The organism is Nonomuraea antimicrobica, from assembly GCF_039536965.1.
GTDB lineage: Bacteria > Actinomycetota > Actinomycetes > Streptosporangiales > Streptosporangiaceae > Nonomuraea > Nonomuraea antimicrobica.
Map to the genome: position 1 here is coordinate 129,196 of NZ_BAAAZP010000009.1, position 20,913 is coordinate 150,108.

The following is a 20,913-nucleotide window of genomic DNA, read 5'->3' on the forward strand; positions in this document are numbered from 1 at the left end:
TCAGGAGCGGGGAAGGAGCGGCCCGAGGGGACCGAGGTCGATGTTGAGGTCGGCGGGAGTCAGGTCGAACCGCTCGCACAGCTCCGCCATGGCCTCTTCCAGACGCATCAGCGTCAGGCCCAGCACCTCCACCTGCTCGTCCGACAGGTCCCCCTGCTCCATCCGCCGGATGCACTGGCGCTCCATGAGCTGGCGGATGAGTTCGACGAGTGTCAGGACGAGGCGGGACAGGTCCCGCTCCACCGCCTCGCGGTCGGCCTCGATGCGCAGCCGCCTCGACGGCACGCGGTCCGCCTGGCGGGCGCTCTCCACGTTCCTGATCTCATTCACCGCGACGCGCGCCCACGATCGTGTCGGACTCCCGTACGGACATGACAAGAGCGCGCAAGGAGATGCGGACGAGATCGATGTCGGCGATCGACAGCACGAGGTCGCCGCTGACGACCACACCGCCCGCGAGCAGCCGATCCAGCAGGTCCACAAGCGCCACCCGTTCGGAGGGCAGACGGCCCTCACGCGCCAGAACGTCGCCGCGCGGCTCAGAGTACGTCATCACGCGCCTCGCTCTCCGAGCTCTCCAACGGCTCGACAGGCGTGGTGAAGGAGTAGGGCGCCCACGGACCCGTCAGCTCGACGTCGACGCCCTCCCCGCGCAGCTCCTGGACGAGCCGTCCAAGCTCCTGGGCGCGTGCCGCGTCGACCAGGTAGGCGCCGTTGAGCACCATCCACTCCTCGCGGCCGGTGAGCTGCGGGTCCTGGGCGCGGTGGCGGCAGCTCGCCACGGCGACGGCGCTCAACGTGTCATGGATCCGTTCGGCCCGCGCGACCGCCTGGTGCCAGGCTTCCTCGCGGGTCTGGAGGCTGGCCTGCCGCCTCTTCAGGTACGCCGTGCCCGGGCTGCTCGGAGCGGCCGTCTCCTCCGCCGGGGCCGCCGCCGATGGGGCGACGAACACCTTGACCCCCCATTCGTCGTGACCGGCGATGCGGGACAGCACCTCGACGAAGTCGTCATGCCGCTGCTCCAGAAGCTCTCGGACCTGTGCTTCGTCGCGGTAGACCGTGACCAGCCGCACCGGAGCGGTAGGGGTCTTCTCCGCCACCGCCTCCACCACCCGGTGGTGGGCCCGGGCGGTCTCACCGAGCCAGTCGAGGTCCTCCAGCGACTCCCGCAGCGGCTCCTCGCCGAACTCCGTCAGCGAGACGGCGCTCACGTACGCCGCGAGACCGGCGTGGGAGATGGCCCACACCGGTCCGCCCGCCACCCCGGTCAGGCCCTCCAACGGCGGGGCGTCCCGCGCCAGGGCGACCGCGTAGAGGTAGGTGCCCACCACGTCATTCATCGGGCTGCTCCTCCCACCGCGGCTTCCTGACGCGTTCCGGCTCCTGCGGCTCCCGCGGCCGCGTCCTGGCGCTCTCCACTCTCCCCGGCAGCGCGCGACGCGTGCCCTCCGCGGCGGCCAGCTCTCTGCGGAGCCTGCGGTTCTCCTCCAGCAGTTCCTGGTTCTTCCCGGTCAGCCAGGGGTCGTGCTCCCACCAGTCGATGCCCATCTCCCTGGCCGTGTCGACCGACGCGATGATCAACCGGAGCTTGATGGTCAGCAGCTCGATGTCCAGGAGGTTCACGCGGATGTCACCCGCGATCACGATCCCCCGGTCGAGGACTCGCTCCAGAATGTCACCAAGGTTCGCCGGCTCCCGGCTGGCAGGAGCGTGGGACTGGCGGATCATCGGGCTCGATTCGGTCATGTCGCCGTTGCCTCACGCGTTGTCGCTGCTCCCGCGCCTGTAGCGCCGCTTTCTCTGGTAGGCGATCAGATTTCCCTCCCTGTCCAGCTCGGCCTGGTAGAGCGCGAGGATGTCGCCGGACGAGGGGATGCGACGATCCTCGACCACCTCGACGTCGACCATCCAGCCGTTCTCGACCGCCTGCACCCGTGTGGCGCCTTCCACTTCCCTGGCGGTCAGTTCGGAGATGTACCGCAGCCCGGCCGCTCCGGCGGCCATCGCCGACAGGACGCGGGTCCGCACGCCGGCCTGCTCCTTGCGCTCAGCCTCGTCGCGTCTGGCAGGCACACGATCATCCCCTCTCCTGGCCGCCGGTCACCGTGCCGGCGCTCGCGGGACCTGATCGGCCGGTCATCTGCTGGAGGAGCAGCTCCATCTCGCGGGCTGCGTCCTGCTCCGACATCGCGCCGACGGCCTTGAGCCGCTCGATCTCCTCCAGCCGGTGGCGGACCACGACCGGGTCCCGTACCTCGCGCTCGACCTGTTTCTGGATCAGCTCGCCCAGCTTGATCACGCCCTTGACGGGAGCCACCGGCCAGCCGAAGAGCAGGCTGATCAGCCCCATCAGACACCTCCCCGCGCGGACGCCACGAAGTCGTACGCGGCCATCGGGCCCAGCAGGCGGAAGTCCACCCGGCCCGCCCATCGCTCGGCGAAGTCCGCCACGACCTGCTCGAGCTCGTCCTGCCGGTCCTTCTCCATGAGAAGCGCCAGGTGGATGGCGTCCTCCTCGTGGGAGGGCGCCCGCACGGCGGCGAGCACGCTCACCGGCTCCACCGCCTCAAGGACCGCGTCCGTGTCGGCCTCGCGCTTGGCGGCGATCGCGTCGTCGACCAGCTCCCCGAGCTCCACCCGCAGGTCTCGGGCCGCTTCTTCGCCCACCTCGCGGATCTGGTCGCGAAGTTTCGCGGCCTCGGGGTACTCGTCGAGCACCTCCCACAGCACGGTCTCCTCGACGTAACGGCCCTTGACGACGTATTGGGCCCGTCCCTCCATCTCCTGCAGCGCGTGGAGGAACTCGTCGTGATGAGGGGCGAGCAACTCCTCGACGACCGCCTCCGGGCTCGATACGACCGAGCCGAACCGCAACGGCAGCACGGGGACCTCGGCCGCCGTGGCATCCAGCAGCTCTTCGTGCCCGAGAAGGTCCGCGGGGGTGCCGAGCGGGCGGTCGAGCGCGACGTCGCTCACCAGAGCGGCGATCTCGCCGTGTGGGATGGACGTGACCTTGGCCTTCGCGCCGTCGCCGACGCCTTGAGCGTCCTCGGCCACCTCGACGTCCTCCGGGACGAGGCCGTAGACGTAGACGCCGACGGCTGGTTCGGTGGCGGCACCCATGTCAGCGCTCCTCTCTCTCCTGCCACCGCGCTTCCCGGCGTTCCTCTGCGCGGTCTTCCACGAGGTCGTGCAGCTTCTCTCCGGCCGCCTCGAGCACACCTTGAGCGATGTCCTTGCTCCTGCTGCCGATCTGTCCCTGCTTCGCGGCCTGCACCATCTCGGGAACGCCTGGTGGCTTCGACTCGGCGAGGTCCAGCCGGTTCACGGCCTCGGCGAAGCGCAGGTAGGTGTCCACGCTGGCGACGACGATGCGCGCGTCGATGGTCAGAATCTCGATGCCGACGAGCGAAGCTCTGACATATGCATCGATGACGAGCCCCTTGTCCAGGATCGTGTCGATGACGTCGGCCAGACTCGATGAAGACGGACCTCTGGCCACTCCCCCCGCCGCGGGCTGGACAGTCATGTCTCTCCCTCTTCCCCATGATCTGTCGCTGGCGGTGTCCTGTCATGACCGCCGGGCTACCGGCCTGCGACGCACCGGCCGTGACGTGGGTCCCTCCGCGTGGACCGGCCGTTGCGGCGGTTCTTCGCGTTCCATCCGCGGACGGCGCTCCCGGGCGATCTCTTCCTCTCTCTCCTCCTCCGGTTCCTCCTCTGCCGTCGCCTCAGGCTCTTCCTCCTCAGGCTCCTCTTCTTCCTCGGGTTCTTCGCCCTCTTCCGCCGGCGCTTCCTCCTCTTCGGCACGCTCTTCGGCCTGCTCCTCCTTCAGAGCGGTCTCGTGGTCCTTGACGACCTTGCCGTCGTGTATCTCGCCGCGCCAGCCGTCCTCCACCGCCTCGTCCGGGTGCAGCATGGTCGCGGTCATCACGTGCCGCGCGAAGTGCTTGAGCTCCAGACGCGCCCGCCTGCCCTGGGCCCGCCACAGGTTGCCGACATGCTCGACGAAGCCCTGCGGGTGATACTCGAGTACGAGCACGACCCGGGTCAGCTCAGGCGCGAGCTCGTGGAAGGTCACGGTGCCGTCGACCCGGCCCTTGGCGCCCTTGGACCGCCAGATGATCCGATGGTCGGGCACCTGCTCGACGATCGTCGACTCCCACGTCCGCCGGGAGAAGAAGACGCGCGCCTGCCACATGAGTTTCTCGTCGGCGGACTGCTCCACCATCTCGACCTTCTTCATGAAGTTCGGGAATTGCTGGAACTGCGTCCACTGGTTGTAGACGAGCCGCACCGGGGCGCCGATGTCGACCTCTTCGACGATGTTGGTGAGCTTGAGCTTCTTGCCCTTGTCCTTGCCCTTCTTCCCGCCGCCGGTCAGTAGCTGCCGGCCGCGCTCGAAGAGCCCGCGGGCCACTCCCTTGACGGCTCCCTTGACGGCGTCCTTCGATACCGACCCGCCGCCCGGCTTCCCGGTGAGCGCGGACACGAGGCCCGATCCGGTTCCCTCCGCGTAGTCGGTCAACCGGCCGGTGACGCCCTCGACCTTGTCCGTCAGGGACACCAGCGACCGTTCCGCCACGGCCTGGGCCAGGTTCCGCAACTCGTCCGTCAAGTGCTGCGTCGGCAACTCCCGGACCAGCTCCCGGACCGGGCCGACCTTCGTTTCCTGGGTCACCCGACTCACCTCCGGGTCCTGCCGGCCAGGCGCGACTCACGCAAGGTCTTGACCGCCTCTTCGCGCATCCTCCCGCGGGAAGGCTTCTGCTCGGGTGCTTCCTCCTCGTAACGCTCTTCTCGTGCGTACTTCTCGTGTGTCTCCTTCTCGCCTTCCTCTCCGGTCCTCTGCCTGGGGACGGAAGGAGCGCGCAACGATTCCGCGCGATCGTGGAGCTTCGAGCTGAGAGTGTCGATCTGCTTACTTGTCGCGGCGACGGCGGCCGCCTTGCCGACCTCCATGAGGTCGCCGCGGAGACGCCCGACGATGTTCTCGATCTCAGGTGACGTGCCGAGCGCCTTCATTCCCTGCTCAAGCAGGCCGCCACCGCCTTGTCGCCGCATCTTCCCCGCCACGCCTGCCGCGACCAGAGCGGTCGCCAACCGCAGCTTGTGACGCCGGCCGAGGTAGTACCCGGCGATGATGGCCAGTGCCACGCGGATGCTGTCTTTCATGATGGATACGCCTCGCTCTCCTGCCTCGCCCGCCCCAGCGGCCACGCCGTGCGGGGGAGAAACATCGCAAGAGTGCTGCTTCTGAAGAGATCAACCAGAGCCCCTGTGAGCCCTGCAATCAAGTACCGCCCCTACCCGTCAATGCGGACAAGCAAACACATATCGGGCATGGCGCTACAGGGCGGGCGCTGCTGCCCCTCGGTCTCTTGACGCCCGGGTGCGTAATGGCCCGTCGTCCGGGCAGTGAGGATTTTGTCGATCCCCGGAGTCCGGACAACACGCCGTGACAGGGAGGCCGATATGGCTCGGAACGAAAAGATCAAGGGCAAGGCGGAAGAGGTGAAAGGCAGGGCCAAGGAACGTCTTGGTGAGGCCACCGGCAACGAATCCTTGCAGGCCAGAGGGCATGCCAAAAAGGTCAAGGGCAACCTCAGGCAGGCAAAGGAGAAGGTGAAGGACGCCTTCAAGAAGAAGTGATCCGGCTGTCGAACAGGCCGTGGCGAAAACCCTTCCCGGGTTTTCGCCACGGCCTGTTCAAGCTGAGCGGGTCGGGCGGGACTGTCGCGGGCCGAACGGCACGGCTTCCGGGGGCTCGGCATCGATTAGGCATTCGGTGCAGGGGGAAGTCCAAGTTCGTGTCCCCCCGGGCAGTCGGTGGGAGGGGGACATGTCGTGGCCGGGATCGACGAGCAGCCAGCGTCCACGACCCCTGTGCAGGCCGGCCGCCGGGCCAGGGCCGGGCGGTTGATCGTTTCTTGGCTGTCCACCACCGACCACAAGGTGGTCGGGTATCTCTATCTCACGACCAGCTTCGTGTTCTTCCTCCTGGCCGGTGTCATGGCGATGGTGATCCGCGCCGAGTTGCTCGGCCCTGGGTTGCAGGTGGTCACGCGGGAGCAGTTCAACCAGCTTTTCAGCATCCATGGCACGATCATGCTGCTGCTGTTCGCGACGCCGCTCTTCGCCGGGTTCGCCAACTTCGTCATGCCCTTGCAGATCGGCGCCCCGGATGTCGCCTTCCCCCGGCTGAACATGGTGGGTTACTGGTTGTTCCTGTTCGGCGGGCTCATCGTGGTCAGCGGCTTCCTGGTGCCCGGCGGAGCCGCTCCGTTCGGCTGGACCGCCTACACTCCGCTGTCAACGCTGGAGTTCACCCCCAGCCCCGGCATCGGCGGGGACCTGTGGGTGATGGGGCTGGCACTCAGCGGGCTGGGCACCATCCTCGCCTCGGTCAACTTCATCACCACCATCATCTGCATGCGAGCGCCGGGCATGACCATGTTCCGGATGCCGATCTTCACCTGGAACACCCTGTTGACCAGCATGATGGTGCTGCTGGCGTTCCCGGTGCTGGCGGCGGCGCTGCTGGTGCTGGAGTCGGACCGCAAGCTCGGCACCCACGTCTTCGACGCGGCCAGCGGCGGCGCGATCCTGTGGCAGCACCTGTTCTGGTTCTTCGGCCACCCCGAGGTGTACATCATCGCGCTGCCGTTCTTCGGCATCGTGACCGAGGTGATCCCGGTGTTCAGCAGAAAACCGCTGTTCGGCTACCTCGGGATGATCGGCGCCACCATCGCCATCGCCGGGCTGTCCATGACCGTGTGGGCCCACCACATGTTCGCCACCGGACAGGTGCTGCTGCCGTTCTTCTCGCTCCTGACGTTCCTCATCGCGGTGCCGACCGGGGTGAAGTTCTTCAACTGGACCGGCACCATGTGGCGCGGCCACCTGAGCTTCGAGACGCCGATGCTGTTCTCCGTCGGCTTCCTCGCGACCTTCCTGCTCGGCGGGCTCACCGGCGTCATCCTCGCCTCACCGCCGCTGGACTTCCACATCAGCGACACCTATTTCGTCGTCGCCCACTTCCATTACACGGTCTTCGGCACCGTGGTGTTCGCGATGTTCGCCGGGTTCTATTTCTGGTGGCCGAAGATGACCGGCAGGATTCTTGACGACAGGCTGGGCAAGCTGCACTTCTGGCCGCTGTTCATCGGATTCCACACCACGTTTCTCATCCAGCACTGGCTCGGCATGGCCGGCTTTCCGCGCCGGTACGCCGACTACAGCCCGGCCGACGGATTCACCACGCTCAACGCGATCTCGTCGAGCGGCGCGTTCCTGCTCGGGGCCTCGACCCTGGCGTTCCTCTACAACGTCTACCGGACCTACCGCCACGCCCCCGCAGTGACCGTGGACGACCCGTGGGGCTTCGGGAACTCCCTGGAATGGGCCACGTCCTGCCCGCCGCCGCGGCACAACTTCACCTCGCTGCCCCGCATCAGCTCCGAGCGCCCGGCCTTCGACCTGCACCATCCCTACACCCGCGGACCACAACTGTCCGCGGAGCCACAGGTGGAGATCCCGCCGCCGTGACCGGCCGCCGCGACGCCGGAACCCGGCCTCACGTCCCGCGGCCGGGGCGGCGCCGCCGCCCCGGCCCGGACCGTCAGTCCTCGACCCACCCGTGCTTGCGGGCGAGAACGAGGAGGTTGTCCGCGAGCCGTACGATCTGCCCGCCCGTCAGGTCGGGCAGGCCGCTGAGCAGCGTCTCGATCAGCTCCTGGCGGAACTCCTCCGGTGCGAGCACGTCGCACATCCCGTCGTCGTCGTCCGCGTGCGCGGGCGCATGAACGGGCGTGTGCACGGGCGTGTGCACGGGTGCCGGCGTCACCACGGCGGGGGAGCCGGCCCCCTGCGTCAGGCGTACGTCGTACGCCTTGAGGCCCCGATCGCTCTCCAGGACCTCGAACTCGACCCGGGTGCCGGCCGTGAAGGCGGCCTTGTCGTCGAGCAGGTCGTTCGCGTGGACGAAGACATCCTGCCCGCCGTGATCAGGGACGATGAACCCAAAGCCGCGAATATCATCGAATCGCAGCATTCTTCCAGATTGCGCCACAACAACCCCCAGCCAAACCAACTCACCAGAACCAACGCGTTTTGCGGCGGATCGGGCCGGTGTCGCGAGCATTGCGCCGACCCGGCCGATCCCGATGGTATCCCCATCCACCCACCACGTGTCACGCCCCTGCGCCCGGCCTCCGCTCGCGCGGGGCCGCACAGCCCACTGCCACGCGTGCCGGGAACTCGCGCCTGCCGGGAACAAGCGTCCGTCCGGCCGGAACGGTCGTCCGCCTGGCTGGAACGGGCGTCCGTCCAGCCGGAACGTCCGGGGCCGCCGGGCAGGACGTAGGGTCCATCTCAGCAACCGGGTCCGGCCGTGATCAGGCCGCACGGTGAGATGGGAGCCTGAATGTCCGTCACCCCAGCGCACCTTCGCACCCTCGCGAGCCGCGCCGAGGCGCTGACCGCCGAGGTCCGGGCCCTGTGCGAGAGCGTCCCCGCGGGATCGCCCGAGAGTGAGCAGCTCGCCGAGGCGCGGCAGGCGGCGCAGTGGCTGGCCCGGGGCGCGGAGGACCTGGAGCGGGCCGCCGCCGACCTGGCCAGGTTCCAGGTGCAGCCGTGCAGAATGCCGTGGAGCGTCTGTCCCGAGCACGGCAACACGCTCTCCTCCGCCGCGGGCGTCTCCACGTGCCGGGTGTGCGGCCGCACCTGGAACTACACCCGGATGAGCCAGCCGTGTCAGGAGCCGGTGACCTGGAAGGTGTTCGACCGGGCGGGCACCGAGACGCGGATGTGCGACGGGCACGTGCTCGGCGCCCGCGCCGCCACCCAGGGCGCCACCTTCATCCGCCTCGACCCGGCCGCCCCGCACCCATGACCCCGGGGCGGGGCGGCACGCCGCCGATCACCGGGCCGGCGCGTACTCCCCGATCAGGGCGACGAACTGGGCGGGCGTCACCGTACGGATGCGCACCAGGCGGTCCTGCCACTTGCCGTACAGCGTCACCATGTCGGCCACGCCCCCGGTCATGGGCATGACCAGACGCCCACCCTCGGCGAGCTGGGCGACCAGCGGTCGCGGCACCTTCGGTGCTGCGGCCGAGACGATCACCGCGTCGAACGGCGCCCGTCCCGGCAGCCCGGCGGTGCCGTCGCCGACGACCACCTCCACGTTCGTCACGCCCGCCGCCGCCAGGTTGGCCCGCGCGTGCTCGGCCAGGTCGGCGAGCCGCTCCACGGAGTACACCCGCCGGGCCATCCGCGCCAGCAGCGCGGTCTGGTAGCCGTAGCCGGTGCCGACCTCCAGGACGCTCTCCTCGCCCGCCAGCCGCAGCACGTCGATCATCTGGGCGACCAGGGACGGCTGGGAGGTCGGCAGCCCGTGCCCGATCGGGATCGGCTGGTCGAACCGGGCGCGCGCCGCCGAGTGCGCGGGCACGAACAATTCGCGCCTGATCGCCGCTATCGCGCCCAGCAGACGGGGGTCGCTCACCCCCGTCCGCCGGGCGGCCTCCACCAGGTTTCCCGCCATCGGGTTCCCCCAGGCGTGCCGTTGAGGCCGTTCAGGGGGTGAGCTCGACGCGGCGCCGGCCGCGGCCCTCCGTACGCGGCACGCGTACGGTCAGGACGCCGTCGCGCAGCGTAGCCTCCGCCTTGTCCGTGTCCACGTCGGAGGGGAGCGAGGCGTAGTAGGAGAACTGCCCGCTGTGGCGGCGCAGGACGTCCCCCCGCTGCTCCTCCGAGGTGTGACCGCTGATGCTGATGCGACGGTCGTCGAGGTCGATGCTGACATCATCCTTCTTGATGCCCGGCAGCTCGGCCCGGATAAGGTACGCGTCGCGCTCCTCGTCCATCTCCACCGCGGGCACCCAGTTCTTGCGCCCCTGCGCGGCCTGCTCGAACAGCGAACCCATCCGGTTCCACATGCGCTCGAACTCCTCGAACGGGTCCTGCCACCACGTCGCGTCGCCCCGGCGGCGCTGCTGCGTCTCGTTCCTGCGCTTGCGTACTGGAAGATGCATGATCGACCTCCCTCTGTCCAGCGCGGTCCCTCTACCCCGAATCAACGGCTATCCACCAGCGGATTCCGGGGTGCCCTGCCCCTTGATCGACCGGCCTCCGGCGCCCACCATCGAGCCAGGAACCCCCCACGAGGAAGGACCGTCATGATCCGCCGCGCACTCCTGGCCACGATCCTCGGCCTGGCCGCCGTCACCGCCGTGACCACCGGCCCCGCGCAGGCCCGGGCCTGCCAGCTCAGCTACACCTGCGTCACCACCTACTACAGCGACTCCGCGCACACCACCGTGGTCGGCGGCAAGTTCGAGGACTGCGAGGGGAACACGTCCACGTGGGGCGTGCGCACCGGTTACTTGACCTTCGACGAGAGCCCCTGCTGATCCCCAGAGGCCGGGCGCGGGCGTGTTTGGGCAGGTCGTGACGGGCAGGAGGGCGGGGTGACCGTCACGCTCGCGCTGGCGGGCGACACGATGCTCGGCAGGGGCGTCGCCGACCTGCTGGCGAGGTCCGCCGACCTGGAGGCGTACGTCTCGGACGGCGTCCGCGCGTACCTCTCCGAGGCCGACGTCACGCTGCTGAACCTCGAATGCTGCCTGTCCGATCGCGGCAGCCCGTGGCCCGCGCCCGGCAAGCTCTTCCACTTCCGCGCCCCGCCGCAGGCCGCCGGACTGCTGGCCGGGCTGGGCGTGGACTGTGTCACGCTGGCCAACAACCACGCGCTCGACTACGGCCGCGACGCCCTGCTGGACACCCGCGCCCACCTCGCGCGGGCCGGGATCCGCGCGGCGGGCGCGGGCCCCGACCTGGAGCGGGCGCGCGAGCCGGTCGTCCTCGACGTACGCGGGCTACGGCTGGCCGTCGTCTCCGTCACCGACCACCCGGCCGACTACGCGGCCACGCGCGAACGGCCCGGCGTGGCCCACGCCGACCTGTCCTCGGGAGTGCCGTCGTGGCTGACGGACACGATCGCCCGAGCGCGTACGGCGGCCGACGCTGTCGTGGTCAGCCCTCATTGGGGCCCGAACATGACGACAGAGCCGCTGTCGTACGTCCGGGCCGCGGCGACCGTCCTGGCCGACGCCGGGGCCACGCTCGTCGCCGGCCACTCCGCGCACGTGCCGCACGGGGTCGCGCCGCCCGTCCTGTTCGACCTGGGCGACTTCCTCGACGACTACGCCGTGGACCCGGAGCTGCGCAACGACCTGTCGCTGCTGTTCCTGGTCACCCTCGACGCGCTCGGCCCGGTACGGCTGCGGGCGGTGCCGCTCAAGCTCGACTACTGCCGTACGGTCCTGGCCCGCGGCGCGGACCGCGCCTGGATGGGCAGCCGCTTCATCGGCGCGTCCGCCCAGCTCGGCACACCGGTCGCCTGGCAGAACGGCGTGCTCACCGCGGACCTGCGGTGACCGGCCCGCCCTACGTCGCGCTCCTGGACGGCTCGGGGTCGCGGGGGCGGACGAGCCCGTGCAGCACCGACGCCAGGCAGGCCGTCATGGCCTCGTCGCCGACCTCGCCGGGGTCGGCGCCGTGTTCGAGGGTCAGGCCGTAGCGCAGCGCCTGGACCGTGAGCGCCGCCTGCGGGACGGGGATCGTGAACTCGACGCCGAACTCCCGGGCCGTGTCGTCCAGCAGCCTGGCCACCTGGTCGCGTATCGGGCGGCGGACCCCGGCGTACGCGGCCCGTACGTCGGCGTCGTCGGCCGCGTGCAGCGCCAGCTCGATCATCAGCCGGCTCCAGGGCAGCCGCTCGACGATCCGCCGGGCCAGGACCTGGGCGAACCCGTCGGCCGTCGCCGGACGGCCCGCGCCACGTTCCGCGAACTCGGCGGAGACCAGGGCCAGGCGGGCGGAGTCGTGCTCGCGAACGAGGTCGGCGAGCAGGGCGTGCTTGCTGTCGAAGTTCGAGTAGACCGCGCCCTTGGTGAACCCGGCCTCGCGGGCGATCTGGGCGAGCGTGGCGGCCCGGTAGCCGCGTTCGGCGAACACTCGCGCCGCCGCGTCGAGCAGCCGGCGGCGCACGTCGTGCCGGGGCACCCGTGGTATCGGAGCGCCCGGCCCGGGCCCTCCCGGATGACTCATCGCCCTACCCCCGTGCCGTCCGGCCGGCGATACCGTCAGAACCCGGTACCACCAGAACTCGGTACTAAAGGTATCGCAGGCGCCGTCACGCGGCCGCCTCCGAGTGGGTCTGCCCGTGGCGTGCCTTGGCGCGGGCGAGCGTCCGGATCGACCACCAGCCCCAGGCCAGGCTCACGGGGGCGCCGAGGGCGAAGTCGGCGAGGCCCAGCAGCCAGACCTCGTCCGCCAGATAGAGCGGGACCATGACGGTCAGGCGCGCGCAGCACACCAGCGCCGCCGCCGCCGTCACCACGACGTGCGCCCGGTGCGGGGCTCCGGTGACCCGCCCCACGGCCCGCCGCCAGGACGACGGCAGGAACGACAGCCTGGCCCGGTCGACGAACCGCGTGACGGGCCTGCCCAGCAGCACCGACCCGCCGAGCACGGCCGCCGTCGCGCCGACCCTGACCAGCTTCAGCACGAAGAAGTTCCTGGCCTCCCCGGTCAGCAGGGCCACCGCCACGGCCAGCCCGACCATGCCCGTGGCCGTGAGGACGACGCGAACCCCGTCGCCGCGCAGCAGGCGCACCCCCACCAGGACGGCCGCGGCCCCCATCGCCGCCGCCCCTCCCGCGCCGAGCCCCGCCCAGGAGTATCCGGCCAGAAAGCCCAGGACCGGCACCGCCGTGTCGATCACGGGCGCGACCCACCGCCGCCCCCCGCCCTGACCCTCATCGGTATCCATGACATGCGACGATACCAACGGCATCCAATACCTCCGGTATCCTACGGATGTCGCGATCCTCCACCGCCGCGAGGAACCAGCGCACCGGCCCCCTTTGGGCCTGGGGCCGAACCTGGGGGCGGGGGGTTGACTTTCGGCAGTGGGAGCCCGCGACGGGCGTGGATACCGTTGCCCGGCATGAGGGGAAAGGCAAGGCGCGTCGGTGACGTCCTGGTGGTGGCGGGGCTGGGGTTGCCGGTGCTGTGGGCCGGGTTCGTCTCCGGCGCCGACCACCGGCTCGCCTGGTGGCAGGTGCCGGCGTTCCTGGCCGGGATCGCCGCAGGGGTGGCACTGGCACGGGCGAAGGCGTGGGCGGCCATGCCGGTCGGGGTCGCGCTGTGGGTGGCGGCGGTGGTGGCCGGGAGCCCGTTCGTGGCGTTCGCGGCGATGGTGGTGCTGGCGTATCTGGGTGGCGTACGGGACGGGCGGCCCGGGGCGTTCGCGACGGCGGCAGGGAGCGCGGGCGTGGGCGTGGCCGTGCCGGTGCTGACCGGCGACGCGGGCACGTGGTTCGTGGCGGCGGCGGGCATCCTGCTGGGCGCGGTCGTGCCGTGGCTGGCCGGACGCGCCCGGCGCCAGTACGTGGCGATGGCCCGCGAGGGCTGGCAGCGGGCCGAGGCGCTGGAACGGGCCCAGCGGGTGATCGCCGAACAGGCGCGGGCGCGCGAACGCACCCGGATCGCCGGAGACATGCACGACCTGCTCGGCCACGAGCTGAGCCTGGTCGCGCTGCGGATCGGCGGGCTGGAGGTGGCGCCCGGCCTCCCGGAGCCCTACCGGGAGGCCACGGGCGAGGCGCGCCGGGCCGTGACCGCCGCCTCGCAGCGCCTCCAGGACATCGTGAACCTGCTGCACCAGGACGCCGAGCCCGCCACCGAGGACGTGCCGGACCTGGTGGCCAGGGCCGAGGCGGCGGGCCTGCCGGTGGAGCTGCGTACGGAAGGGGGCGGGCCGCCCCCGGAGGCCATGGCGGAGCGGGCCCTGCGGCGGGTCGTCCAGGAGGGCCTGACGAACGCGGCCAGACACGCCCCCGGCGCCCCCGTGAGCATCGTGGTCGAGCACCGTGAGGATGAGAGCGCGGTCACGGTGACCACGCACACCCCGCCCCTGCCCAAAGAAGGCGGAGAACGCGGAGATGGTGGGTATGGGCCGGTGGGTTCCAGGGGCGGGAACGGGCTGGTGGGGCTGGGGGAGCGGGTGCGCCTGTGCGGGGGGAGGCTGTGGGCCGGGGCGACGGCCGACGGGTTCGAGGTGCGCGCCAGGGTGCCCCGTGAGCCCGGCCGCCCCCTCGGTGACGAGCCGGACCGGCCTTCGACGTCGGCGTCACGTCTGGACAGGGCGCGTCGCCGGGCGCACCGCAGCCGGTTCGCCGCCCTCACCACCGCCGTGGCGGCGACGGCCACGGTCACGGTGCTGGTGCTGGGCTTCATGGTCTACGACTCGGTCACCTCGGCGCTGTCCCCCGCCGTCTTCCACGGCCTGCGATTGGGGGAGGCGCAGGCGGTGGTGGACGCCGCCCTGCCCGCCCGTACCCGCCTGGACGCCGCACCGCCCGGTGAACCGCCGAGGCCGTACGGGGCCCGCTGCCGCTTCTACGGCACCCACGCCGATCCGTTCGACGGCGTCCGCGGCGGGCTGTTCCGGCTGTGCTTCCGTGACGGCCGCCTGGTCGCCAAGGATTTCCTGCCCAGCACCCAGGACGCGTAATGACCGGCCTCGCGAAGGAGGTGTGAACGTGCTGCGAGTGGTCCTGGCCGACGACGAGGCGGCCGTCCGCGCCGGGGTGCGGATGATCCTCTCGGCCGACCCGGACGTCGAGGTGGTCGCCGAGGCCGCCGACGGGCGCGCCCTGATCGAGTCCGTCTGCGCGCACCGCCCCGACGTCGCGCTCGTCGACATCCGCATGCCCCGCCTCGACGGCCTGACCGCGACGGCCGAACTGCGTTCTGTCGCCCCTGCCACCGCCGTGCTGATCATGACGACGTTCGGGTCGGACGCCTACATCGCCCGCGCGCTGGGCGACGGCGCGGCCGGGTTCCTGCTCAAGACCGGTGACCCGCGTGAGTTCGCGCTGGGCGTACGGGCCGTGGCCGGGGGCGGGGCCTACCTCTCGCCCGCCGTGGCCGCCCGGGTGATCAGGGAGCTGACCGGCGGCCACCTGGCCAGGACGGTGGCGGCCCGCGACCGCGTCACCGCGCTGACACAGCGCGAACGGGACGTCCTGGCCCTGATCGGCCTGGGCCTGTCCAACGCCGAGATCGCCCGCCGCCTGCACCTGGCCGAAGGCAGCGTCAAGACCTACACCAGCACGATCCTGGGCCGCCTCGGGGTGGCCAACCGCGTCCAGGCCGCCGTGATCGCCCACGACGCCGCCCTGGTGCCGCGTGAGTGACCCCGCCGCACCAGGGGATCACCGCCGATCGGCCGGGCCCGAGGCGAAGCCGGACGCCTCCAGCAGCGGTCGCGACCAGGTCAGGCCGCGCAGCCGCAGCACCAGCGTCGTCACCGGCCCGCGCAGCGCCAGCACCAGCATCGGCGCCAGCAGCCCGCCCAGCAGCAGCCCTCCGACCACGTCGTGCGGGTAGTGGACCCCGACGAACACCCGCGAGCCCCCTCCCAGCAAGGCCAACGCCACCGCGTACGGCGCCAGCGCCCGCCAGGCCAGCACCAGCCCGGCCGCCGCCGCGGCCACCAGCGTGGCGTGGTTGCTGGGCCATGACCAGTCGCCGTACGCGGGGCACGGCACGATCGTGGTCACCCCGCCCAGGCCCCGGCACGGCCGGTCCTCCCGCACCACCGCCTTGGCCAGCTCGCTGACCACGTAGCACGCGACCACGGCGACCGGCGCGAGCAGCGCCGCGGCCATCCCCTCGGCCCGCGCCCGGCGGGCCCGCCACCACGCCGCCGCCATCAGCGCGGCGAACACCACCAGCACCCCGTCCGTGCCCGCCTCCGCCAGCGACCGCACCCACCCGGGCGCGGAGGCGGCGATCTCCACGACGTCCCGATACACGCCGTCGTCCACCACACTCTCCTCGTTTCTCCTGATCAACAGCCCTGCAAAGGTAGAAATCAGGAGGTGCGGCACACGGTCCCCGATCGTCGCCGACCACCCTTGACTTTCGTCAATGGGCGCAGACCGCGGTACGGGGGGCAGTCCGCCCGTCAGGTCCAGGACGCGCCCGCGGGCTCCTTGACGGTGGCGTTGATGCGGTTGAAGAAGTTCGTGATGGAGATCGTCAGGATGATGGCCGAGAGCTGCTTCTCGTCGAAGTGGCCGGCGACCTCGTCCCAGAGGGCGTCGGGCACGGCCTCGCCCGACCGGTCGGCCACGCGGGTGACGGCCTCGGTCAGCTCCAGCGCGGCCCGTTCGACGTCGCTGTAGAACGGCGCCTCCCGCCAGGCCGCCACGTTGCCCACCCGCTCGTCAGACTCGCCCGACTTCTTGAGGTTGAGTACGTGCGCGTGCACGCAGGCGCTGCACCCGTTGATCTGGCTGGCGCGCAGGGCGATGATCTCCAGCAGCTCCTGGGGGACGCCGCCCTGATAGATGGACTTGTAGATGGTCTGGATGCCCTTCACCGTGTCGGGGAGGACGAACGCGGGGTTCTTCATCCGTGCTTCCATGCCGATGGTCCCTTCTTTCCTGCTGTCTGCTCGCTGACCTGGTTCTCAGCATGCGAGGTGGGATTGATACATTCGCGATGCGTCCGCTATGGGCGTTCTGCGGGGCCTGGAGGAGACGAGGTTGGACGTACGGTTCGCGGTCCTGGGGCCGGTTCGGGTCACGGCCGGAGACCGCGAGCTGACCGGTCTGGCGCCCCGGCACCGGGCGGTGCTGGCGTACCTGCTGCTGCATTCCGGCGCCGTGCTCAGCGCCGATCAGCTCATCGACGCGTTGTGGGGGCCGACGCCGCCCGACACCGCGCGCGCCCAGATCCAGGCCGCCGTCACCGCGATCCGCCGGGTGCTGCGCGAGGTGGGGGCGGAGCGGCTGCTCGCGACCCGGGCGGGCGGGTACGTGATCGACCCGCCCTGGCTCGACCTGCGCGAGTTCACCGGCCGGATGGCCACGGTCCAGGACAGCGGCCAGGACAGCGGCCAGGACAGCGGCCAGGACAGCGTTCACGGGGACGGCGCGGCCGTTCACGGAGACCTTCACGAAAGCGCGCACGGAGGCGGTCAGGCGAGTCCGGGCGACGCCGACCCCGGCACCGCCGCGCGGCGGATACGCGAGGCGCTGGCCCTGTGGCAGGGCCGGCCGCTCGCGGACGTGCACGCCGACTACGTGGAGAGCGCCCGCACCCGGCTCGAACAGCGGTGGCTGTCCGCCGTCGAACGCCTGGCCGACGCCGAGCTGTCACTGGGCCGCCACGCCGAGCTGATCGACGAACTGTCCGCGCACGTGGCCGCCCACCCCCTGCGGGAGCGGCTGGCGGGCCGCCTCATGCTCGCCCTGCACCGCGCAGGACAGCAGGCCGAGGCCCTGTCGGTGGCCAGGTCGCTGCGCGAGGCGCTGGTGGAGCAGCAGGGGCTCGACCCCGGTCGCGAGTTCGCCGCGCTGGAGCAGGCCATCCTGCGCGACGACCCCGCCCTCCAGGCGCCCCAGCCCCAGCCCCAGGCCCAGGCCGAGGCGCGGCAACCGGCCCGCCGGGCGAACTTCCTGCCGTACGACATCCCCGACTTCGCCGGTCGCGCGGCCGAGTTGGAACGCATCGCCGCGCACCGGCCCGACGTGCCGATCCTGGCGATCGACGGGATGGCCGGCATCGGCAAGACGGCCCTGGTGATCCACGCCGCCCACCGGCTGGCCGACCGCTACCCCGACGGGCAGCTCTTCGTCGACCTCCAGGCGCACACCGCCGGGCACGAGCCGGTCGAGCCGGGCGCCGCCCTGGAGACGTTGCTGCGCCAGCTCGGGGTGCCGGCCGAGCGCGTCCCCGCCTCCGACGCGGCGCGGGCGGCGCTGTGGCGGGCCGAGCTGGCCGGTCGTCGCGCGGTGGTCGTGCTGGACAACGCGTCCGGCACCGCCCACGTACGGCCCCTGCTGCCCGGCGCCCCCGGCAGCCTCGTCCTGATCACCAGCCGCCACCGCCTGATCGACCTCGACGGCGCCCACGCGGTCTCCATCGACGTGCTCCCGGCCAGGGACGGCGTCGGGCTGTTCGCCTCGATCGTGGGGGAGCGGGCCGAGGCCGAGCCGGACGCCGTCCTCGACGTGCTGCAACTGTGCGGGTTCCTGCCGCTGGCCGTACGCATCGCCGCCGCGCGGCTGCGGCACCGCCCGCGCTGGAGCGTCGCCTACCTGGCCGGCCGGCTGCGTGACGAACGCCGGCGGCTGGCCGAGCTGTCCACGCCCGACCGGGGGGTGGGGGCCGCGTTCTCGCTCTCGTACGCGCACCTGGACGCCGACCGGCGGCGCATGTTCCGGCTGCTGGGCCTGCACCCGGGCCGCGACCTCGACATCCACGCCGCCGCCGCGCTGGCCGGGATCCCCGCCGACGAGGCGGAGACGCTGCTGGAGGACCTGCTGGACGCCCACGTCCTGATGCAGCACGTGCCCGGCCGCTACACCTTCCACGACCTGCTGCGCGAGCATGCGCGCGGCACGGCGGCGGCCGAGGAGAGCGCCGAGTCGCGGCGCGAGGCGCTCACCCGGCTGTTCGACTACTACCGGCACACCGCCGTCGCCGCGATCGGCCTGCTCTACCCCTTCGGCAGGCTCCGCAGGCCCGACCTTCCCGGCACGGCGCAGGAGCCCTCGCCGTTCGAGGACGCCGCGGGGGCCGTCGCGTGGCTGGACGCCGAGCGGGCCAACCTCGTCGCCGTGGCCGGGCACGCGGCCGGTGACGGCTGGCCGGCGCACGCCGGTCACCTCGCCACCACCCTGCACCCCTACCTCGACGACCACGCCCATCACGCCGACGCGGTCACCCTGCACACCAAGGCGCTGGCCGCCGCCCGCGGCCGGGGCGACCGGGCCGCCGAGGCGCTGGCGCTGCTCGACCTGGCGTGGACGTACTGGCGGCAGGGACGCTACGACGAGGCGTACGAGACCTGCCGCCCCGCCCTCGACCTGTGCCGCGAGGCCGGTGACCCGCTCGGCCAGTCGCGGGCGCACAACACGCTGGGCAACGTGTGCCTGCGCCAGCACGCGTACGAACGGGCCGACCACCACCTCGGCCAGGCGCTCGCCCTCAGCCGCGAGATCGGCAACCGGGTGGGGGAGGCGTACGCGCTGAGCAACCTCGGCATCAGCCACGAGCGGCAGGGCCGCCACACCGAGGCACTCGACCACCAGCTCCGCGCCCTCGACCTGCACCGTTCGCTGGGCAGCCGCAACGGCGAGGCCCGCGTGCTCGACCTCCTCGGCCGGGTCCACCAGCGGCTGGGCCGCTACGAGCAGGCCAACGAGCACCACCGGCAGGCCCTCGACCTCTGCCGCGAGCTGGGGAACCGCGGCGACGAGCCCGCGCCGCTGAACGGGCTGGGCGAGGCCGCCCGCGCCCTCGGCGACCACGGCCGGGCCGCGGCCTGCCACGAGGAGGCCCTCGCCGTCGCGCGCGAGCTGGGCGACCGGCCGGAGGAGGCCCGCGCCCACGAAGGGCTGGCGCGCGTCCACCGCGACCGCGGCGACCGTGAGCAGGCCCGCGAGCACGCCGAACGCGCCCTCGACCGCTACACCGAGCTCGGCGTGCCCGACGCGGACGGCATCGAGGAGTTCCTGGCCAAGCTCGCCTGAGCCGGACCTCCCGGTGCGGCGGGTGGGCGCGCGTGCCCGCCTGTCGCACCGGGAGGGCGGACGCGCGTGCCCGCCTGCCGCGAACTTCACCTTCGTATCCCCTTCGCCGCCCGGCTTTTTGCGGTAGACAGTGGTGTGCCTTTCCCGGCCGGAGCCGGTGACGCCCCCTCGGCGTGATCACCGGCGCTCCGGCCTACCGGCCGCCGCCGTACGGGAGCGTCAATGACGCCGTTCTCGCCATGGGGCCGTCGCTTACGGGCCTCGCCCCGGCACGACCGCAAGCGGTTTTTCCCGGCATGACAGGGCGTCGGGCGGCCAGGAACGCGGGCCACGACAATTCCCTCCGTGACGGCGGCGCCGGCCTGCGCGTCCGACTCGCCGGGGTGCCCGGCGGATGATACTACGACTCCCGGCGGCCAATGGCTGAAGTGCCGCGACCTGCTTTGAATTGGAATTCAAAAGAGCGGATTCATCGTCCTCGGCGGCCGGACGATCATCAAGGCCGCCCCAATAAGGGAAGCCGGCAGGCCGGACGCGGGCGGCGAAGGCGCCGCGAGCACCCGCCAGGACGCGCCGACGACCGCTGGGCGGACTGACTCGCAGGTTAGGCACATCCGCCCGGCCTCGGACGATGCGGCTCCCCACGCCCGGCCCGCCGCCGGGGAGAAGGTCAGATGGGTCGATGAATGCCAACCCCCGACAACTGCCAGAACTGCGCCGGATAGCCTTATGCCGTCCTAGTCCTGGACCGGCTCGTGAAGCTCCTTTGTACGGGCACGGGGCCGGGAGGAGGTGCATGATCTGCTGAATCGGGCTACAGTACCTGCAACCTGACGTAAATGGAGCACCCTTATGGCGAAGCGCATTGTTGAGTCCTTTCTCGATGACATCGACGGCAGTGATGCCGACGGGACGACAAGGTTCGCTCTCGATGGCACGAACTACGAGATCGACCTCTCGGGACCGAACAGGGAGAAGCTGGAGAAGGCTCTCGCCCCGTTTATCACCAAGGCACGCGCGGTCCGCGCCGAGCGCACCGTGCGTGGCCGTCGTGGCCTCTCGTCCAGGACGGTGAGCCGTGAGCGGGCCACTGAGATCCGGAGGTGGGCCAAGGCCCAGGGCCTGCCGGTCAGCGAGCGCGGCCGCATCGCCGCCACCGTCGTGGAGCAGTACGAGGCCGCTCACTGATCGTGCGGGCCCCGGAAGGGGTTCGCCTGTCGTCACCGCGGTCGCGGGGTACACACCCGTCACCCCGCACCGCCAAGCCAGACCACGCCCTCGCCCGCGTGGTGCG

At 71.5% G+C, this 20,913-nt stretch carries 26 protein-coding genes; 9 read left to right on the forward strand and 17 right to left on the reverse strand.

Annotation, left to right across the window (positions count from 1 at the left end):
- The 10 genes from ABD844_RS03435 to ABD844_RS03480 are packed head-to-tail and all read right to left on the reverse strand — an operon-like array spanning position 1 to position 5,175.
- Positions 1-330 carry a gas vesicle protein K gene (locus tag ABD844_RS03435; protein ID WP_344872833.1) on the reverse strand — a complete coding sequence of 110 codons (330 nt, stop codon included), beginning with the start codon at positions 328-330 and terminating at the stop codon, positions 1-3.
- Complete coding sequence (locus ABD844_RS03440) at positions 323-553, reverse strand: gas vesicle protein (RefSeq protein ID WP_344872835.1); 231 nt, start codon at positions 551-553, stop codon at positions 323-325. The genes ABD844_RS03435 and ABD844_RS03440 overlap by 8 nt, the downstream gene beginning before the upstream one ends.
- The gene (locus tag ABD844_RS03445) at positions 540-1,340 is read right to left on the reverse strand and encodes a GvpL/GvpF family gas vesicle protein (RefSeq protein ID WP_344872837.1); all 801 of its coding nucleotides are present in this window, start codon (positions 1,338-1,340) and stop codon (positions 540-542) included. Before ABD844_RS03445 ends, ABD844_RS03440 begins: the two co-directional genes overlap by 14 nt.
- Positions 1,333-1,746 (reverse strand): gas vesicle protein, encoded by a 414-nt coding sequence (locus tag ABD844_RS03450; RefSeq protein WP_344872839.1) that lies wholly within the window; start codon positions 1,744-1,746, stop codon positions 1,333-1,335. The genes ABD844_RS03445 and ABD844_RS03450 overlap by 8 nt, the downstream gene beginning before the upstream one ends.
- 12 nt (positions 1,747-1,758) lie before the next feature.
- Positions 1,759-2,073, reverse strand: coding sequence for a gas vesicle protein GvpO (gene gvpO / locus ABD844_RS03455; protein WP_344872841.1), 315 nt, complete (start codon positions 2,071-2,073; stop codon positions 1,759-1,761).
- 4 nt (positions 2,074-2,077) lie between these two features.
- Positions 2,078-2,350 (reverse strand): gas vesicle protein GvpG, encoded by a 273-nt coding sequence (locus ABD844_RS03460; RefSeq protein WP_344872843.1) that lies wholly within the window; start codon positions 2,348-2,350, stop codon positions 2,078-2,080.
- Entirely contained in the window at positions 2,350-3,123 is a 774-nt protein-coding gene (locus tag ABD844_RS03465) for a GvpL/GvpF family gas vesicle protein (protein WP_344872845.1), read from the reverse strand. Before ABD844_RS03465 ends, ABD844_RS03460 begins: the two co-directional genes overlap by 1 nt.
- Before the next feature lies 1 nt (position 3,124).
- Positions 3,125-3,529 (reverse strand): gas vesicle protein GvpJ, encoded by a 405-nt coding sequence (gene gvpJ / locus ABD844_RS03470; RefSeq protein WP_344872847.1) that lies wholly within the window; start codon positions 3,527-3,529, stop codon positions 3,125-3,127.
- Between the two features lie 42 nt (positions 3,530-3,571).
- Positions 3,572-4,681, reverse strand: coding sequence for an SRPBCC family protein (locus ABD844_RS03475; RefSeq protein ID WP_344872849.1), 1,110 nt, complete (start codon positions 4,679-4,681; stop codon positions 3,572-3,574).
- 5 nt (positions 4,682-4,686) lie between these two features.
- Positions 4,687-5,175 carry a hypothetical protein gene (locus tag ABD844_RS03480; RefSeq protein ID WP_344872851.1) on the reverse strand — a complete coding sequence of 163 codons (489 nt, stop codon included), beginning with the start codon at positions 5,173-5,175 and terminating at the stop codon, positions 4,687-4,689.
- A 300-nt stretch (positions 5,176-5,475) separates the two neighbouring features.
- On the opposite strand from ABD844_RS03480, the gene ABD844_RS03485 reads away from it, so the two are divergent.
- Positions 5,476-5,652: a CsbD family protein gene (locus tag ABD844_RS03485; protein WP_344872852.1), complete on the forward strand. Its 177-nt coding sequence runs from the start codon at positions 5,476-5,478 to the stop codon at positions 5,650-5,652.
- Positions 5,653-5,886: 234 nt separating this feature from the next.
- On the forward strand, positions 5,887-7,548 hold the full coding sequence (gene ctaD, locus ABD844_RS03490) for an aa3-type cytochrome oxidase subunit I (RefSeq protein WP_344873031.1): 1,662 nt from the start codon (positions 5,887-5,889) through the stop codon (positions 7,546-7,548).
- Positions 7,549-7,621: 73 nt separating this feature from the next.
- Here ctaD and ABD844_RS03495 read toward each other — a convergent pair whose 3' ends face one another.
- A complete protein-coding gene (locus ABD844_RS03495; RefSeq protein WP_344872854.1) occupies positions 7,622-8,053 on the reverse strand; it encodes a cold shock domain-containing protein in 432 nt (143 codons plus the stop codon).
- A gap of 372 nt (positions 8,054-8,425) precedes the next feature.
- Between ABD844_RS03495 and ABD844_RS03500 the strand changes: the two genes are divergently transcribed.
- Positions 8,426-8,893 carry a hypothetical protein gene (locus tag ABD844_RS03500; RefSeq protein WP_344872856.1) on the forward strand — a complete coding sequence of 156 codons (468 nt, stop codon included), beginning with the start codon at positions 8,426-8,428 and terminating at the stop codon, positions 8,891-8,893.
- Between the two features lie 27 nt (positions 8,894-8,920).
- Here ABD844_RS03500 and ABD844_RS03505 read toward each other — a convergent pair whose 3' ends face one another.
- Complete coding sequence (locus ABD844_RS03505) at positions 8,921-9,547, reverse strand: protein-L-isoaspartate(D-aspartate) O-methyltransferase (protein ID WP_344872858.1); 627 nt, start codon at positions 9,545-9,547, stop codon at positions 8,921-8,923.
- Positions 9,548-9,578: 31 nt separating this feature from the next.
- Entirely contained in the window at positions 9,579-10,037 is a 459-nt protein-coding gene (locus ABD844_RS03510; protein WP_344872860.1) for an Hsp20/alpha crystallin family protein, read from the reverse strand.
- Positions 10,038-10,181: 144 nt separating this feature from the next.
- Here ABD844_RS03510 and ABD844_RS03515 point away from each other — a divergent pair, with 144 nt between their 5' ends.
- Both ABD844_RS03515 and ABD844_RS03520 read left to right on the forward strand, forming a co-directional pair.
- A complete protein-coding gene (locus ABD844_RS03515; RefSeq protein ID WP_344872862.1) occupies positions 10,182-10,415 on the forward strand; it encodes a DUF6289 family protein in 234 nt (77 codons plus the stop codon).
- Positions 10,416-10,472: 57 nt separating this feature from the next.
- Positions 10,473-11,441: a CapA family protein gene (locus ABD844_RS03520; protein WP_344872864.1), complete on the forward strand. Its 969-nt coding sequence runs from the start codon at positions 10,473-10,475 to the stop codon at positions 11,439-11,441.
- Positions 11,442-11,451: 10 nt separating this feature from the next.
- Here the strand turns inward: ABD844_RS03520 and ABD844_RS03525 are convergent, their stop codons facing one another.
- The gene (locus ABD844_RS03525; protein ID WP_344872866.1) at positions 11,452-12,069 is read right to left on the reverse strand and encodes a TetR family transcriptional regulator; all 618 of its coding nucleotides are present in this window, start codon (positions 12,067-12,069) and stop codon (positions 11,452-11,454) included.
- A 130-nt stretch (positions 12,070-12,199) separates the two neighbouring features.
- Positions 12,200-12,838, reverse strand: a complete 639-nt coding sequence (locus tag ABD844_RS03530) for a DUF3159 domain-containing protein (protein ID WP_344872868.1) — start codon at positions 12,836-12,838, stop codon at positions 12,200-12,202.
- A 177-nt stretch (positions 12,839-13,015) separates the two neighbouring features.
- Here ABD844_RS03530 and ABD844_RS03535 point away from each other — a divergent pair, with 177 nt between their 5' ends.
- The gene (locus ABD844_RS03535) at positions 13,016-14,584 is read left to right on the forward strand and encodes a sensor histidine kinase (RefSeq protein WP_344872870.1); all 1,569 of its coding nucleotides are present in this window, start codon (positions 13,016-13,018) and stop codon (positions 14,582-14,584) included.
- Positions 14,585-14,612: 28 nt separating this feature from the next.
- Positions 14,613-15,269, forward strand: a complete 657-nt coding sequence (locus ABD844_RS03540) for a response regulator transcription factor (protein ID WP_344873033.1) — start codon at positions 14,613-14,615, stop codon at positions 15,267-15,269.
- Positions 15,270-15,287: 18 nt separating this feature from the next.
- On the opposite strand, the gene ABD844_RS03545 is transcribed toward ABD844_RS03540, so the two are convergent.
- Positions 15,288-15,902: a phosphatase PAP2 family protein gene (locus ABD844_RS03545; RefSeq protein WP_344872871.1), complete on the reverse strand. Its 615-nt coding sequence runs from the start codon at positions 15,900-15,902 to the stop codon at positions 15,288-15,290.
- A gap of 140 nt (positions 15,903-16,042) precedes the next feature.
- Entirely contained in the window at positions 16,043-16,504 is a 462-nt protein-coding gene (locus ABD844_RS03550; protein ID WP_344872873.1) for a carboxymuconolactone decarboxylase family protein, read from the reverse strand.
- A gap of 121 nt (positions 16,505-16,625) precedes the next feature.
- Between ABD844_RS03550 and ABD844_RS03555 the strand changes: the two genes are divergently transcribed.
- Complete coding sequence (locus tag ABD844_RS03555) at positions 16,626-19,619, forward strand: AfsR/SARP family transcriptional regulator (protein ID WP_344872875.1); 2,994 nt, start codon at positions 16,626-16,628, stop codon at positions 19,617-19,619.
- A gap of 852 nt (positions 19,620-20,471) precedes the next feature.
- Positions 20,472-20,807 carry a histone-like nucleoid-structuring protein Lsr2 gene (locus ABD844_RS03560; RefSeq protein WP_344872877.1) on the forward strand — a complete coding sequence of 112 codons (336 nt, stop codon included), beginning with the start codon at positions 20,472-20,474 and terminating at the stop codon, positions 20,805-20,807.
- The last annotated feature ends 106 nt before the right edge of the window (positions 20,808-20,913 follow it).

Excerpts from the sequence above, each read along its gene's own strand:
- ABD844_RS03480 (WP_344872851.1), bottom strand. The coding sequence starts at position 5,175 with ATGAAAGACAGCATCCGCGTGGCACTGGCCATCATCGCCGGGTACTAC.
- ABD844_RS03465 (WP_344872845.1), bottom strand. The coding sequence starts at position 3,123 with ATGGGTGCCGCCACCGAACCAGCCGTCGGCGTCTACGTCTACGGCCTC.
- ABD844_RS03505 (WP_344872858.1), bottom strand. The coding sequence starts at position 9,547 with ATGGCGGGAAACCTGGTGGAGGCCGCCCGGCGGACGGGGGTGAGCGAC.
- ABD844_RS03510 (WP_344872860.1), bottom strand. The coding sequence starts at position 10,037 with ATGCATCTTCCAGTACGCAAGCGCAGGAACGAGACGCAGCAGCGCCGC.
- ABD844_RS03445 (WP_344872837.1), bottom strand. The coding sequence starts at position 1,340 with ATGAATGACGTGGTGGGCACCTACCTCTACGCGGTCGCCCTGGCGCGG.
- ABD844_RS03495 (WP_344872854.1), bottom strand. The coding sequence starts at position 8,053 with ATGCTGCGATTCGATGATATTCGCGGCTTTGGGTTCATCGTCCCTGAT.
- ABD844_RS03560 (WP_344872877.1), top strand. The coding sequence starts at position 20,472 with ATGGCGAAGCGCATTGTTGAGTCCTTTCTCGATGACATCGACGGCAGT.
- ABD844_RS03550 (WP_344872873.1), bottom strand. The coding sequence starts at position 16,504 with ATGGAAGCACGGATGAAGAACCCCGCGTTCGTCCTCCCCGACACGGTG.
- ABD844_RS03515 (WP_344872862.1), top strand. The coding sequence starts at position 10,182 with ATGATCCGCCGCGCACTCCTGGCCACGATCCTCGGCCTGGCCGCCGTC.
- ABD844_RS03535 (WP_344872870.1), top strand. The coding sequence starts at position 13,016 with ATGAGGGGAAAGGCAAGGCGCGTCGGTGACGTCCTGGTGGTGGCGGGG.
- ABD844_RS03450 (WP_344872839.1), bottom strand. The coding sequence starts at position 1,746 with ATGACCGAATCGAGCCCGATGATCCGCCAGTCCCACGCTCCTGCCAGC.
- ABD844_RS03500 (WP_344872856.1), top strand. The coding sequence starts at position 8,426 with ATGTCCGTCACCCCAGCGCACCTTCGCACCCTCGCGAGCCGCGCCGAG.
- gvpJ (WP_344872847.1), bottom strand. The coding sequence starts at position 3,529 with ATGACTGTCCAGCCCGCGGCGGGGGGAGTGGCCAGAGGTCCGTCTTCA.
- ABD844_RS03530 (WP_344872868.1), bottom strand. The coding sequence starts at position 12,838 with ATGGATACCGATGAGGGTCAGGGCGGGGGGCGGCGGTGGGTCGCGCCC.
- ABD844_RS03485 (WP_344872852.1), top strand. The coding sequence starts at position 5,476 with ATGGCTCGGAACGAAAAGATCAAGGGCAAGGCGGAAGAGGTGAAAGGC.
- ABD844_RS03460 (WP_344872843.1), bottom strand. The coding sequence starts at position 2,350 with ATGGGGCTGATCAGCCTGCTCTTCGGCTGGCCGGTGGCTCCCGTCAAG.
- ABD844_RS03440 (WP_344872835.1), bottom strand. The coding sequence starts at position 553 with ATGACGTACTCTGAGCCGCGCGGCGACGTTCTGGCGCGTGAGGGCCGT.